The organism is Tropicibacter sp. Alg240-R139 (genome assembly GCF_900537075.1).
In the GTDB taxonomy this organism is placed as follows: Bacteria; Pseudomonadota; Alphaproteobacteria; order Rhodobacterales; family Rhodobacteraceae; genus Falsiruegeria.
Genome location: NZ_UNRA01000005.1, coordinates 235,793 through 250,735 on the forward strand (window position 1 = coordinate 235,793; position 14,943 = coordinate 250,735).

Genomic DNA, 14,943 nt, shown 5'->3' on the forward strand with positions numbered 1-14,943 from the left:
AGCTCGCATCTTCAACTAGATGCCCCTGACCGAAAGCAACGGGAGTAACCGCGCCTGTCTCGCCAGCACAGCGGGAGGATTACATGTGTCAGGCTCGGCTCTCGATCAGGGTGCAACACTAGATGCGTTCAATGATGATGGCCGGTGCCATTCCTCCGGCGGCGCACATGGTGATGAGACCATAGCGACCTCCAGAACGCTCCAGTTCGTCCAGTGCGGTCCCGATAAGAATTGAACCAGTTGCCCCAATCGGGTGGCTAAGGGCAATCGAACCGCCGTTGATGTTAACTTTTGCTCGGTCGAGCTGGAGGTGGCGGACGAAGCGTTCGGCGACAACCGCAAACGCTTTGTTGATCTCATAGACGTCGATATCGCCTGGCGTCAGGTTTGCTTTGTCCAGAACCTTGCGCGCCGCAGCGACAGGGGCATTCAGTATCAACGTCGGGCAGTCTCCAACATTAGCGGTTGCCACGACACGACCGCGAGGTTTCAAACCGGACTTTTTCACATAGGCTTCAGACGCCATCAGAACGGCGGCGGACCCGTCAACGATGCCAGAGGAATTGCCGGCATGGTGAATATGGTCGATTTTACCTTCTAGAGCAGGATACTTACGATAAATTAGGTCACCCCAGGTGGGTTGATCCTCGGCAAAGGGAAAAGACGCCACTTTGGAAAACACGGTATCAAGGGTCCCAAGCTTTTCTAGTGTAGTTCCTGGGCGCAGATATTCGTCCCGACCTAAAGCCACCGAACCGTCGTCGGGGTTCAGGACGGGAATAACCGACTTTTCAAACCGACCATCGGCTTGCGCAGCTGCTGCGCGGGCTTGGCTGGTTGCAGCGAGTTCGTCGGCGGCCCGGCGGTCAATGCCCTCGAGGGTGGCGATGGCGTCTGCGCAAACCCCTTGCTGACTTTGTGGGCGCAAGGCTCGCAGCTGTTTATTGCCCGCATCGAGCATGCTGGGTGTTCAAATGTCGAAAAGCGTGGCAGTGGAGCTCATTACTTCGGTGCCGCCGCCGCCGACCAGGTCTTCGAGGCCCGACATAACCTGCGCCGCAGCTATCGAAACAGAGGTGATGCCCGAGCCGCAGAACCGGTCAAGCGTGATGCCCGAGGCCTTCACATCGTATCCTGCTGCTAGCGCCGACATCCGGCCTATGTCCGCACCCTGCTTGCCTTCTTGTCTACTTGTTCCCCAGATGACGTCATCAATGTCCGAAGTGTTCAGGTCGTTCCGCTCGGCAATTGCCTTCAGAACGGTGGCCCCAAGGTGATGCGGGTGCAAGTGGGCCAAAGACCCCTTGCCCGCACGGCCAATGCCACGAGGCATCCGGCACGCATCGATAATGAAAGCTTCTGACATTTGTCGATCTTTTTTCTTTTGTTTACGGTTGCAAAGCGCCGTAGCGCCGCGCGATGTTGTTACGACCAGTAGCTGTCCCGAAGTTTCTTTTTCAGAAGTTTCCCGGTTTCGGTGCGGGGCAAGGCTTTGGAATAATTGAAAACCTTGGGTACTTTCACGCCGCTTAACGTCTCACGCGCGAACTTGATCAGCTCATTTGTCAGCGTGTCGCCGGCCTTTGCGTGGTCTCGAAGTTGCACAACGGCTGTCACGTGTTCGCCAAAGTCGGTGTGCGGTGTACCTATGACAGCCACGTCGAAGACTTCTGGATGCCGTGAAAGCCGATCCTCGATTTCTTGCGGATAAATATTCACGCCGCCCGAGATGATCATGAAGCTCTTGCGGTCGGTCAGGTAGAGGAAGCCATCTTCATCCATTCGACCAACATCGCCTAGTGTCGCCCAGCCGCCGTCGATCCGGGACTCCTCTGTCTTGACTGGGTCGTTGTGGTAGGAAAACTCACGGAGGCCTCGAAAATAAATCAGACCTTCTTGTCCTGCTTTAGCAGGATTTCCGTCTTCGTCGCACACCTGCATCTCGCAGCCAACGGGACGTCCGACAGAACCGGGGCGCGTCAGCCAATCGTTACTGTCGATATACGTGAACCCGTTTCCTTCCGACCCTGCGTAGTATTCCTTCAGGATTGGGCCCCACCATTCGATCACCTGTTTCTTGACGTGCACTGGGCAAGGGGCCGCAGCATGAACGACAACTTCGAGCGAACTGTGATCGTATTGCTGCCGAACGGAATCCGGGAGATCCAGGATTCTGTTGAAATGTGTGGGGACAAACTGTACGTGGCTGACCTTTTTGTCCTGGATCAGCCGGAGTTTGTTTTCCGCATCGAATTTTTCTATCACGACCACGGAACCACCCCAGTATTGCAAAGCTGCGCATCAGCGCAGCGGCGCTGCATGATAAAGCGGGGCAGGGCAAAGATAGGTCGAATCCGGGCCAATCCCGTAAAGTCCGCCGAAAATATCGTACAGCGGATCCGGATCTTCTGCTTGGCTGCTCGGCTCGATCGTCACAGACACGCCTTTGGGCTTTCCGGTGGTGCCTGACGAATAGAGCATGTCAGTTCCGAATGCCTCATCCGCGATGGGTTCGTCGCTCTGTTCAGCGAAGCTTGATTCCCAATCAAGCCAACCCGAAGGCATGTTCCCAATTCCAAGGAAGACAGTACCATCGGGCATTTCGTCAACGAGACTTGAGGTAATAGACGGATCAATTGCTTCGCACGACAGGACAAGCTTTGCGCCACAGTCATTGGCGATGTAAGATAATTCGCTGAGCGTCAGTTTGTTGGGCGCTGCAACATAGGCCAGCCCGGCCCGCTGAGCGCCCCACAGGAACGGAAACACTTCGAGACGATTATCTAGTGGGAACAAGACCTTGTCGCCAATGGCGATACCATTATTTCGCGCCTGGTGCGCAAATTGTTGGACTTCGACTCCAGTTCAGCAAACGTTATGAATTCACCAGACCCTGCCATTGTCGCGGCGGGTTTGCCCGGGGTCCGCTTCGCGATGACTCTCGGGTAAAATTCCTGTGTCATAGTTTTCCTCCAATACTAGCCGGGATGGACAGTGTTCCGTCTCTTTGATGCGCCCTGCTGATCCCCACTTTCCGGGTCTGTTCGTCGTCGTTTCTTTGCGCCCACTTCGCGCTGGTGGTTACTGCGATCACCAGTCACAGGTCTGTTGACGCAGAGGAACCATAGATGAATTAATTAAGTGGAAAATTAAATTTCACAGCCCTGTCAAACCTAGAGAGGTTTAGCCTTGCGCTGTTTTTGAATTCGCTGCGGTTGGTACAGGAAAATGGAGCACCGCGGCAGTGCTACGGTGATGTAATTAATTGGCCAATTAATTACAGGAGCCTAGTCTGTGCTAACGATTGATGCCGATTGAGGCTTGAGGGTGCTGGAAGGACCTTCGAGGCCGATTGCCGGGAAAACTGCCAAAAAGCTTCTAGGAAAAGGGACGCCATGAGAAACTTCACCGAAGAACAAATTATGTTCAGAGACAGCTATCGAAAATTTCTTGAAACCGAAGTGAAACCCCATATGCATCAATGGCGTGAAGACGGAATCGTACCACGAGAGGTGTTCCGTAAGGCCGGCGAGCAAGGAATGCTCATGATCTGGCCCGACGAGAAATATGGTGGGCTGGGAGAACCTGATTTCCGTTACGAGCAGATCATCATCGAAGAAACGGCAAAAGCGGATTGTGTCGAGCGGTACAACACCCTCCACAGCCGTCTCGTCGGCCCCTATATCTACAACCACGGCACCGAAGAACAGCGCGAAAGGTTTCTGCCAAAATGCGTGACCGGCGAGCATATTCTGGCTGTGGCGATGACCGAACCCGGAGCGGGAAGCGACCTGTCCAGATTGAAATCGCGCGTAAAGGACATGGGGGATCACTTTGTTCTGAACGGCTCAAAAACGTTCATCTCGAATGGTATCAATGCTGATCTGTTCGTCACTGCCGCCAAGCTAGAAGGCGCGGACAGCAAACACGCCATGGTACTTTTGGTTCTCGAACGCGATATGGAAGGCGTGTCGCGCGGCAGAAACCTTAAGAAAATGGGTTTACGCGCCCAAGACACCGCCGAGCTGTTCTTTGACAATGTCAAAGTGCCCAAAGAGAACGTTTTGGGGGAGCCCGGAAAAGGCTTCTTCATGCTGATGGAGGGGCTCGCGGAAGAACGGCTGATTGGCGCTTGCGGACACCTTGCTGTTGGGCGTCATGCCTTTGATATCACGCGGGACTACGTAATGGAGCGACAGGTCTTTGGCAAAGCTCTATCGGAACAACAGAACACCCAGTTCAAGATGGCCGAAATGGACGCCAAGCTGGATATGTTGCAAGTGTATGTCGATCACTTGGTGTCGGAGCACAATCAAGGGCGCCTGACAACCAACATGTCAGCAAAGGCAAAAATGCTTGGTAGCGAGATAGAATGGGAAATGTCGGATTTAGGTGTGCAGTTGCACGGCGGGCACGGGTATATGGAAGAGTACGAAATCTCGACCATTTTCACCAACGCCCGCATCAGCCGTATTTATGCCGGCAGTTCCGAGATCATGCGATACATCATCGGGCGCGACATCTTTTCCCAAAAATACAAGAGCTTCCTCGAATAGGCGGGCTGGAACTGGTTTTTGACACAAGAGGTTCACCGCGAATAGGAACGCAACTTACGCGACAATCGACTGTGTCGCAGGACCCGATCTTCCAAAGTAATCTCAGCGTTTCCTGTGACGTGAGCGGTGGTCGATGCCTCGCAAATTCAGGGACTGAAGAGCGCCCAGAAGCGGCAAGCTGCTAGTAAGCAACTCACAGACAAAGATGCCACTGCGAGCCTGTTTCTGGGGTTTGGTGGTGTGCTGGCCAAAAGTTGACAGACTACCTGATTGACTTAATCGGTCGGGCGGTTGCGGTCAGTATTCCTGCGCCGAACAACGCGATTCATAGCGGGAATGCACACCGAATTTACTGCATTGACGTCCTCGCTAAAGATGGCAGGCTGAGATGGCAAATCGAGACGGGGCAAAACGAGAGATCGCGGCCTGAAGTCCAGACCGGCAGATGAAAACAGGTCATCATTGATCGCGTGCAAGCGCGTCATTTCGACCGCCGGACTGCGGAAGCAAAAATCGCTTCGAGAACGATAAACCGCACGACAGGTCTCGGCCGCGCGGAGTGTGAACGCGTCGTTTAAAGTGATGGCAAAGAGCGAAAACTCGCCTCAGTCAAGATCCACGCAACTGGGTCCTCTGAACCCACTTCCCGACCATGTCGGGGAGCCACGCCTCGATCGCCGCCGTGGCGACGACGTGACGCGTCCCAGCCTCGGCGTCTGTGACATCCAAGCCCCCCTTGACTGCGCGCACTTCGGTCCGGCCGCGCGGTAGATCCGACGCCACCAGATCACAATCGACGGCGTCCGGGTCTTGTACACCGATCGTTACCTGAACGCGCATTTCGGTGTGATCAACACCCAGCTTTGAAAACAGCGTGATTGATGAATGATGCAGCGCGTCCTGTACAGCTCGGCGGGCGGCCTTGGTATAGTCCTGACCGTAAAGATCATTGCCCGTTCCCATTTCCAGGATGATACGTTTTTCGGTCAATGCACGGGCTCCATGTCAAAAGACACAACAATCGCTGCGTTGGCGATGACCGTGCGACCGTCGACGTGGGGTTTTTCGATGTCCAACCCCCCCTCGGTCACTGTGATGCTGGGCTGGCCATACGGAAAGATATTCAGCAGGGAATCAACATCAACCTGATCTGGCTTTTGCACGCCGATCTCAGCGTCGATGATCATTGCCTCTTTGGGGAAATCGAAAAGTTCGGCCATATTCACCGAGTTGTGCCACAGCGCGTCTTTTAGCGCCCTGAGCGCTGCTTCGGTATAGTCCTCGCGCCTAAGCGATGTGCCCATGCCGAATTCCACCAGAACCCGTGTCTTGGCCATGTTGCCTCCTGTTCATGTGTTAGTGGCAGTTTGCCGTTTTGTGGTCTGTGTGGAAGGTCCAAATTGACCGTATCGGACAGGCCAGGTGGTTTTTGCAAGGCTCCGCCTCGCGCTCCGTGATATTTCCGGCAAGAAGCAGGGAATGCAAAATGAAAAGGCGCCCCGCGATTGGGAGCGCCTTGATCCAGTAGACCCAAATAATAGAACTAAATCGAGTCGTTGATCCAGCTTTCCAGAGCCGCCTTAGGAGCAGCGCCGGCACGGTTCGACACAACCTGACCGTCCTTGAAGATGAACAGCGCGGGAATTCCACGCACGCCCATTGCGGCGGCAGAGTTCGGGTTGCTGTCTACATCGACCTTGGCGACTTTGATCTTGCCGTCGTATTGCGCGGCCAACTCTTCCAGAGCGGGGCCGATCTGTTTGCACGGACCACACCATTCGGCCCAAAAATCGACCACTACGGGGATGTCCGAGTTTTTGACTTCGGCGTCGAAGGTTGCGTCGGTGACGGCTACGGTGGACATATTCTGTCTCCTGAATGGAATTCGCTTGGGATCAGAACGTAAGTGTGCTCATAGGGGGCGTCAAGATATCTGGGTGTTTCGCAATGCCTCTGTCACAATATCGTGTGGCAGAGGCATCAAGGTCGCGTTGCGCGTCCACAAGATCGCAGTGCGGATTTCGTGGTCTGGATATATCTGTGACAACGCTTGTGCATAAGCACCCAACTGACGCAGCAACCCGCTGGGGCAGGCTTCGGCAATATCCGGAACAGCGGCATTTGTTTTGAAATCAATGGCCTGAATGTAGGTCTTGTTGATGATCAATCGGTCGATGATCCCGTGTATCCGCGCTTTGTCCAGCTGGGCCGTGATTGGAGCTTCGGCTAGAGTGTCGGGCGCGAACACATGTGACAGATGATCTGCGCTCAGAACGCGCTGGGCTTCGGTGAACACATCTTCGAACTCTGAACTCAGCACATCAGGGAGCAATTGTGCGCCGACTTGCCGCCAGGCGCCGGAATCGATTCCCGGTAAATGTTCAAGCAGGAAGTGGATTCGGCTGCCGCGCAGCTTGGCCGCCTCCTCGTCCAGTCCCATGTCTCCGGCCAGCGCCTTGGCTCCGCCAAGGTCGGACGGGCTGAGTGTCGCGGGCGCCGGAGTGGGCGCAGGCGCGCGCGTCCTGAACAGATCGGGCAGGGTGACCTGTTCGCGTTTTGTCGCCGTTTCCTCGTCCAGCGGCAGGCCTGACCAGTCGCCGTGCTGCAATCGCTGAATCGTGGTGTCAGGGATCGCTTCGGCGCCTGAACCCTGCATCGCGTCGTCGACCATTTGGTACCAGCTGTCGCCGGATTTACCCAATTCGCCCGCAGCGGCCACGATCAACCACTTCTCGGCGCGCGTAAGCGCCACATAGAGAAGCCGCAGGCGTTCGTTCATCTGCCGCGACTGTGCCTCGGCACGAGCCTGCGCGATTGCAGCAGGCGATACGTCGCGCGACACTTTCCACAGCGGCATGTCGCCCGCCATCATGATTTCATCATCTGTCGGCGCACGCCGCGCGCCGGTGTCAGGTAGAATCACGATGGGCGATTCCAGCCCCTTGGAGCCATGCACCGTCATCACCCGGATCATGTCACCCAGGCCACCCATCTGGCGTTTGATTTCCAGATCGTCGGTCTGCATCCAGACCAGAAACCCAGTCAGGCTGGGGATGTCTGTCCGCTCATAGGCCAGCGCCTGGCTGAGCAGCGCGTTGATCCCATCCTCGGCCTCGGCCCCGAGACGACCCAGCAGTTTCTGCCGCCCGCCATGCCGGGTCAGGATGCGTTCAATCAGATCATAGGGGCGCAGGAAATCCGTCATGCCGCGCAGATCGTTTAGCACAGCCATGGTTTCGGGAAACTCTTCGGCGCGGCTGCGCAACGCGGGCCAGAGGTATTTATCTGTGCGCCGATGAGCCAGATCAAAGAGCTGTTGTTCGCTCCACCCAAAGAGAGGCGATTTCAGCACTGTCGCCAATGACAGATCATCCTCGGGCGTGGCTAGAAAGCTGAGCAGGGCGGCCAGATCTTTGACCGCAAGTTCTGCGCCCACTTTCAAACGGTCGGCTCCGGCAATGGGCAAACCTTCAACTTTGCAGGCACGAATGATCTCGGCAAACAGGTCGGATCTGCGTTGAACCAGGATCATGAAATCCCCCGGTCGAATCCTCCTGCGGGCAAATTCCCCCGGTTTAGAGCCGTCTTTGGGAATGGTCTCACGCTCATCAATCATGCGCTTGATGGCGCGGGCGACCTGTTCAGCCAGGATCACAGTGTGGTGTTGCGCGCTGGGCCGATCGACGGGATCGGTCCAGGGGCGGTCATCCTCGTCATCGACCTTTTCGATCACGGGCCATAGATCAACGCGGCCGGGTAGGGTGGATTTGAACGCCTTGTGCTTGGCATCGGCATGAAACCCGGCCTCGGCCTTGCCGTCAAATACCTGGTCGACCAATCCCAGCACCGCAGCTGAAGACCGGAAAGAGTACTCCAGCGTCAAACCTGCCAAGTTAGAGCCGCTTTTCAACAACCGGTGGCCGAATTCTTGCTGCATCCGATCAAAGGCTTCGGGGTCGGCGCCCTGAAAGGAATAGATCGACTGCTTTTTGTCACCCACCACAAAAATTGTGCGCTCAACGTCCGAGCGCGCGCCCTCACCACTGGTGAATTCTTGCGCTAGTTTTTCGATGACGTCCCATTGGGCGGGGCTGGTGTCCTGTGCTTCGTCCACCAGAATGTGGTCGATGCCGCCATCAAGACGATACAACACCCAGGCGGCGACGGACGCGTCGTTCAAAAGCTGGCGTGCCTTCAGGATCAGATCGTCAAAGTCGAGCCAGCCGCGCAATTGTTTGCGACGCTCGTATTCAGGTAGAAACACACTGGCAAATCTATGCAGCGCCAGAGACTTGCGGGCGGCGATCAAGGCAAGCCGCTGTTCGCGCGCATCTTCGACTCGGCGCATCAACGCCTCAAGCTGTGGCATGTGCCCGGCCAGCGCGCTTTCGCGCAGGGCCTTGGTTGGGAAGCTATTTATCTTTGCGCTAAATGGTTCCTTGGCCGACGCGCCAGTTAGCAGGACGCTTTCCAGAATGGGCAAGGTCGACAGGTTTCGATCTGTAAACCCAGCCAGCTTGGCTGCGGCCTTGGCGTTGTTGCCCCCGCTTTCGGCCAACAAAGGGCGGATTGTCGCGATCAGCTCCAATTCACCGCCTAGATACACGCGGTCCAGCAACGTCTGTTCGTCAAAATCTGCGGGCAGCTCGAAACAGGTCATCAGTTCGGCCCAATCAACGGTCCCGGCAAAGGCGTCCCGTTTCCCGGTGATCGCCTGGGTCAGACTGTCGAACCCGGTGTCGGTGACGAACCGTGCAATGTCATCGACCAGATGCGCCTGGTCACCTTCAGCCAGCGCTTCAACAACTTCTTCGCGTAGTAAGGCGGCGGCGCGGTCTTCCATTTCGGAAAACTGCGGGCTCACCCTGGCCTCGAGCGGGAATCGCCGCAAAAGCGAGGCACAAAACGAGTGGATCGTCTGGATCTTGAGCCCACCGGGCGTTTCGATCGCTCGGGCAAAAAGGGTGCGAGCGTGAGACAAGCGGGTGGGGTCAATCGAGCCATCGATACCCAGATCGTTTAACTGCGTAAACAGTTGGTCATTAGGTAGCATCGCCCATTCGCCCAAACGCTGGAACAGACGGTTCTGCATCTCGGAAGCGGCGGCTTTGGTATAAGTCAGACACAGGATGTGCTGCGGCTGCACGTCGCTCAGCAGCAATCGCGCCACCCGATCCGTCAGAACGCGGGTCTTGCCCGAACCTGCGTTGGCCGACAGCCAAGTCGACGCATCAGGTCGCGCCGCCGTGACCTGTTTTTCAGTGGCCTCGTTGCGCATGCTCATGTCAGATCCTCGGGCGTGGCCGCGGTTGTGCGGTCCCATTCGCCGAAGCGGGCTAGATGGTCATAATCGCCAACATCCGCGTCTCGATGCAGCATCCGGCGGGCAGTGTATCCCTGTTCGGGGTCAAAATAGGCCTCGATCAACTCGCGCAGCTCGGCCCAAACTTTTGCCGGAGGCTCTTTTTCCAGCGGCGCAGGCACCTCTTTGAACGTGCCGCCGACACCGATGAACACGGCATCTGCGACTTGCATCGGGTCCATCCCTTCCAGCCCACCCTCTTCGGCCATTGCGGCCTCGATCAGCAACTGTTTGTCGAACTTGGATTGCTGTGCCGGGGTTGGCGGTGCTCCGGTTTTGTAGTCATAGATATAAAGATCGCCGCGCTCGTTTTGATCGATCCGGTCAGCGCGACCCACCAGCTCGAAATCAAGCGGATCAAGGTGTAACTTTAGCCGGGCCTCGAACGCAATTGGGTTGGCCTGTGCACGTCTCTGGTGCTCGCTGACCAGAAACGCATCTGCAACACGTTCGATCCGCGCCATCCAGAGCTTTCGCGCAGTTGGCCAGGCCACAAGCTCGTCCAATAGTGCGCGGGCTTTGGCCACAAAGGCTTCGCGCGTCAAAGAATTGGGGTTTTCCATCGTGTCCGCGATAAACTTCTCAAGCACCTCATGCACCACGATCCCACGCAGCAAGGCGTCTGGGGCTTGCACCAGTGGGTTGAGCCGTTTCAGGCGCAGCACATGTTTGGCGTAGATCGCGTAAGGGTCGCGGATCAGGCGTTTGATTTCTGTCACTGACATGCGGCGGGGGCGGGCGGCGACCGGGGGGCGCGGTGATGGGCGGGCGGCTGCTGGAGTGGTGGGGGCTCTTTCCAAAACATCACTCCGATCCAGCCAAAGCTGACCGCGCGCTTTCATCTCCTTCAGCATTTCAGGCCCACCTTGATCCGGCAAACCTCTGAGCAGGTTTGTCAGGCGGTTCACCCACCGAGAAGCAACGGTTTCGGCATCATCCGAGCGGGTGGCGCGCGTCAACCAGACCTCTTGGGCGCAGACCGCTTGTTGGAAGTCGTGGGCGGACAAGCCGATCCGGCGTTCAGGCAACAACAGTCCGGCAGTATCGCGCATCTGACGATTGAGCCATGGATCGGGTTTGGTGACTTCGGGCCAGCTGCCTTCGTTCAGCCCGCCCAGGATCAGCAAATCGGCACCATGAACGCGCGCCTCAAGTGTGCCCCAGATCATGATGTGATCATGTGGGGCATCGCGGTCGCGGACTTCTTCGTCGGCGAGAATGGCACCGATCAGATCGGTGAAATCCCGTGCCGTCATGCGCCCACCGTGCAGGGCCTCGTCTTCAAGCTTGGTAAAGACCTCAAGCGCCTTTTGACCGTTGTTCTTGTCCCACAGATTGCTGTCGTTGTCTTGCGCGCTGCCGATCGAGATCCTTTCGGCCAAGTTACGTAACCGCTCGACCCATTGGATTAACGACAGATCGGCGCTGACTTGCTGGTCGACAAAACACTCGCCCAACCAGGTCAACCAACTGGATGGAACTTCGGCTTGGGTGTCCAGTCTGCGCGCGGCAAAGGCATGAAACCCCTCGAAATCGGGAAAAGGCGGACCATAGCGGCGCAGATCCAATTCCAGATCGCGGGTCTGTCGCAGATGCTCACCACGCGCACCGCCCATATGGCAAAGCGGGTGTTTTAGCAGGGTCAACAGTGCCTCACCATCCAACCGATGCACGAAAAGACCTGCGACATGGCGCAGGAAGCGACCCGGCGGGGACAGTTGCAGCGGCAGACCCGCGCTGTCGTCTGGGATGATCGACCAGCGATCCAGCGCGGCGCTGACCTGGCGGGTCAGCATACGGTCGGGGGTTATCAGGGCGGCTGTCTGCCGGTCTTCGGCCGCTTGCCGCAGGCGCAATGCAATCGCCAAAGCCTCGGACCGGGGCGAGGGTGCCTCGACCAATGTGATGCCTTTTGTGGCCTCTGGCAGGTCGGTTAACTCCGCGCCTTCAGTCATCCAGGCGTCCGTGACAGGGGCTGGACGCAGCGCCAAAGACACCAGCTGGTTGCGCGCGGGCGAGGGTGCTTCGGTTCCGGTCCAGTGTTGAACGTCGGCGGGCTCCAACTCTAGTGCATGCGTCAGCTTGCGGAACCGGTACTGCGGGTGATCTTCGGACAGTAGGGCGTCGTCCACGCCAGACCAGATCGACGCTGGTTGGTCAAAGTCGTATCCGGGCAGGATCAGCGCACCTTGGGGTAGGCGAGCAATCGCCTCCATCAGCATCAAGGTGGTCCCGCGCGAACCAGTGGACCCTGCCAGGATGATCGGGTGTTGTGGCGGCGCGATCTCCCACCGATGGATCAGATTTTCCACGACCTTGCGCTGGCGGGCTTGTACGTCCAGTTCATCGGCGCCGATAAACCGGTCGGCGATGGCGATGAACTGCTGCGTGCGGGCCCAGTGGCCGGACAGGTCGCTGACGTCCAGGTCCCGGATGGCCTGCGGTGACACACCTTCGCTCTGCATCTCGTCGATCAGATCAGCCAGACTGTCCGACAGATCATAGAGGGAGGACCGTGCGGCCAGATCCGGTTGCTGATCCAGCAGGTGCGACACCAATTGTGTCAATTGTAGCCGACGCCGCAGTGGTGGGATGGCGGGGGGCAAGCGCGAAAGATCCTGTGTCTCGCCCAGATCCGTGATAAGCGAAATTTGCGGCAACAGACAGGGCGGCCCGGCGTCGAACAGGTCGCGGACGCGGCGCTTCATGCGGCGGGTGTTGACCACCAGTTGTACTCGCGCTAGCGCCTCGGGCGGATAATCCTTGGCGCGAGCATGCAGCCCCTGCACCAGAGCGGCCGGGAAATCGACACCCGGAGGTTCGGCAAAAACCCGTGGTTCCGCGCTGGTCTCAAACATCATTGATCAGACCTTCGGCCAGAGCGATCCCGTCGGGGTGGCCCACATCGCACCAGCGTCCCGGATAGCTGAGCCCGTGCAGGCGGCGCTGATCGTGCATTCGGTCCCACAGCATGTTCAGGGAAAAGGCGCTCTGATCAATGGTCTCCAGCAAGTCCGTTTTCAGGATCTGGATACCGCCATAGGTAAGCGAGCCGCCGCGTGACAGCTTGCCTTGCGCATTAAGGGTGAAATCACCACCCCCGGAATGACCCAGGGCTTGGGGCGCAGGCACACACATCAACAGCGCGTCCATGGTATCGGCGTTCCAGGCCTGCAACAGCTGGCTGACCGGATTGGGCCCGGACCAGATGGCGTCGGTGTTCATTGTGATCACTGGATCATCACCCAACAAGGGCAGCGCAGCCTTCAACCCGCCCCCAGTTTCCAAAATATCGGGCAGCTCCCACGACAGTTTCACACCCTTAGGGGTCAAATGATCTGCCAGCATCTCAGGCAGGTAATGCAGATTGGCCACCAGAGTTTCGATGCCCGCGTTGCGCGCCAGATCAATCGTGTGATCCACTAAGGGGCGCCCGGCCACCGGTATCATCGGCTTGGGGCGATCCTTGGTCAGGTGCTTCATCCGTGTTCCAAATCCCGCGGCAAACAGCATGGCGGTATGGGGCGCTTGGGTCATCGGTTCTTCAACTTTTGCATGTTGGCCGGTGTGGGGGCGGGCAAGGATTTCAGGATCAGATCCGAAACCGATGCGAGCGCCGGGTGATTGAGACCGCGCACTAGATGATTCCACGTTGGCGGCATCAGATCGACGTAACCGGGCTTGTCACGCTCTACTGCCAGGCGCGCAAAGACACCCAGGATCCGCATGTTGCGTTGGACGCCAAGGACCGCATAAGCCTGACGGAAAGCATGTTCGTCGATGCCTGTCGCTTGCAGATAGCGGTTTATCATTGTCATTTCGATTCCCGCAGGCACAGTGCGGCGGATGTCTTGCAACAAGGACATCAGGTCATAGGCGGGATGGCCTAACATGGCGTCCTGAAAGTCGAGCAGCCCAACGCGGGCCAGTCCTGAACGGTCGGGCAACCACAGCAGATTTTCGGCGTGATAATCACGTAATACAACCACTTTCGGCCCACTTGCCGTGTCCATCAGGATGTCCTGAAACAGCTTTGTGAACCGCGCCTCTATGTCTGATTGATCCTCGCCGGTGATCCCCGCAGCATAGTGTGAAAAAGCCATCGAAGCGCGTTGCGTCATCATGCGCGGTCCGTAACTGTCCAGTTCCATCACCGGCGACTGGTGCAGGTGAATCAGAACATCTGTTGCAGCCTCGTAAAGGGCGCGCTCTAGCTCGGGTTGATCCGCAGCGACGCGGGCAAAGAGATCATCACCCAAATCTTCGAGCAGGAGGAACCCGAAATCCTCATCTTCGGCCAAAATCTCGGGCGCGCTTAGACCCAGATCGCGCAGATAGTTGGCCGCCTGAACAAAGGGGCGGACGTCTTCGCCCTTTTGCGGGTCGGCATCCATCAGAACGGCGGTCTGGTGGGTCGCGGGGTCGGTCAAGCGGTGGTAAATCCGGTTTGACGCATCTCCGGCCAACGGGGCAGGTGTGACGCCTGCCCATTTTGTTCTTGCGATGATGGCTTTGCTGACGACAGCTCGATTGGTCATTTCAGAAGGTCCAGGCGTGTGTCCCACTTGGGATCGTTCCAGTTTAGGGTGAGAGAGCGCTGCGCGTCATTCCGAGGATCGGCGACAAAATGCATAGACAATGCATCCGACGGCGCCAGCTCTCCCAGTTTGTCCGGCCACTCCACCAGGCAGATGGAGGTTTCAAATGCCTCAATCAGACCCAATTCCTCGACCTCGTCGATCGAAGACAGGCGGTAGAGGTCAGAATGCCAGATTTCGCACATTGGAGTGTCGTAAATCTGGACCAATGTGAATGTAGGCGAGGGGACATCTTCGGGTTGGCTGAGCAGTGATTGGATCAGGCTGCGGGCAAAAAAGGTTTTGCCGCTTCCGATTTCCCCGGACAGCAAAATGCAGTCGCCCGAGCGCAGTAGCGGCGCGAGTCGTTGGGCCAGTTCGGCGGTTCTTTCTGGTGTGCTCAGGTTGATCGAAAGGGGCAGGCGGGTCATGCCGCCACAATGGCGCT

At 57.4% G+C, this 14,943-nt stretch carries 10 protein-coding genes and 2 pseudogenes; 1 reads left to right on the plus strand and 11 read right to left on the minus strand.

Features of this window, described 5'->3' with window-relative positions; all coding sequences use genetic code 11:
- Positions 1–118 precede the first annotated feature (118 nt).
- From G6R15_RS18825 to G6R15_RS22955, 3 genes and pseudogenes are all read right to left on the minus strand, one after another.
- A pseudogene (locus tag G6R15_RS18825) lies at positions 119–1,366 on the minus strand (acetyl-CoA C-acetyltransferase).
- A gap of 59 nt (positions 1,367–1,425) precedes the next feature.
- Entirely contained in the window at positions 1,426–1,782 is a 357-nt protein-coding gene (locus tag G6R15_RS22950) for a hypothetical protein (RefSeq protein WP_373456018.1), read from the minus strand.
- Between the two features lie 102 nt (positions 1,783–1,884).
- Positions 1,885–2,844 (minus strand): annotated as a pseudogene (locus tag G6R15_RS22955) (AMP-binding protein); the annotation flags it as partial.
- 551 nt (positions 2,845–3,395) lie between these two features.
- Between G6R15_RS22955 and G6R15_RS18835 the strand changes: the two are divergent.
- On the plus strand, positions 3,396–4,556 hold the full coding sequence (locus tag G6R15_RS18835) for an acyl-CoA dehydrogenase family protein (RefSeq protein ID WP_164661517.1): 1,161 nt from the start codon (positions 3,396–3,398) through the stop codon (positions 4,554–4,556).
- 609 nt (positions 4,557–5,165) lie between these two features.
- On the opposite strand, the gene G6R15_RS18840 is transcribed toward G6R15_RS18835, so the two are convergent.
- The 8 genes from G6R15_RS18840 to tsaE form a co-directional block, all read right to left on the minus strand.
- Positions 5,166–5,546: a Lin0512 family protein gene (locus tag G6R15_RS18840; protein WP_164661518.1), complete on the minus strand. Its 381-nt coding sequence runs from the start codon at positions 5,544–5,546 to the stop codon at positions 5,166–5,168.
- On the minus strand, positions 5,543–5,893 hold the full coding sequence (locus G6R15_RS18845; protein ID WP_164661519.1) for a Lin0512 family protein: 351 nt from the start codon (positions 5,891–5,893) through the stop codon (positions 5,543–5,545). Before G6R15_RS18845 ends, G6R15_RS18840 begins: the two co-directional genes overlap by 4 nt.
- 206 nt (positions 5,894–6,099) lie before the next feature.
- Positions 6,100–6,420 (minus strand): thioredoxin, encoded by a 321-nt coding sequence (gene trxA, locus G6R15_RS18850; RefSeq protein ID WP_164661520.1) that lies wholly within the window; start codon positions 6,418–6,420, stop codon positions 6,100–6,102.
- A 60-nt stretch (positions 6,421–6,480) separates the two neighbouring features.
- Positions 6,481–9,840, minus strand: a complete 3,360-nt coding sequence (addA, locus tag G6R15_RS18855) for a double-strand break repair helicase AddA (protein WP_164661521.1) — start codon at positions 9,838–9,840, stop codon at positions 6,481–6,483.
- Positions 9,837–12,776, minus strand: a complete 2,940-nt coding sequence (gene addB / locus G6R15_RS18860) for a double-strand break repair protein AddB (protein WP_164661522.1) — start codon at positions 12,774–12,776, stop codon at positions 9,837–9,839. Before addB ends, addA begins: the two co-directional genes overlap by 4 nt.
- Positions 12,769–13,455, minus strand: a complete 687-nt coding sequence (locus G6R15_RS18865; protein WP_164661523.1) for a nucleotidyltransferase family protein — start codon at positions 13,453–13,455, stop codon at positions 12,769–12,771. Before G6R15_RS18865 ends, addB begins: the two co-directional genes overlap by 8 nt.
- Complete coding sequence (locus G6R15_RS18870) at positions 13,452–14,456, minus strand: aminoglycoside phosphotransferase family protein (protein ID WP_164661524.1); 1,005 nt, start codon at positions 14,454–14,456, stop codon at positions 13,452–13,454. The genes G6R15_RS18865 and G6R15_RS18870 overlap by 4 nt, the downstream gene beginning before the upstream one ends.
- On the minus strand, positions 14,453–14,926 hold the full coding sequence (gene tsaE, locus G6R15_RS18875) for a tRNA (adenosine(37)-N6)-threonylcarbamoyltransferase complex ATPase subunit type 1 TsaE (RefSeq protein ID WP_164661525.1): 474 nt from the start codon (positions 14,924–14,926) through the stop codon (positions 14,453–14,455). Before tsaE ends, G6R15_RS18870 begins: the two co-directional genes overlap by 4 nt.
- Between the last annotated feature and the right edge of the window lie 17 nt (positions 14,927–14,943).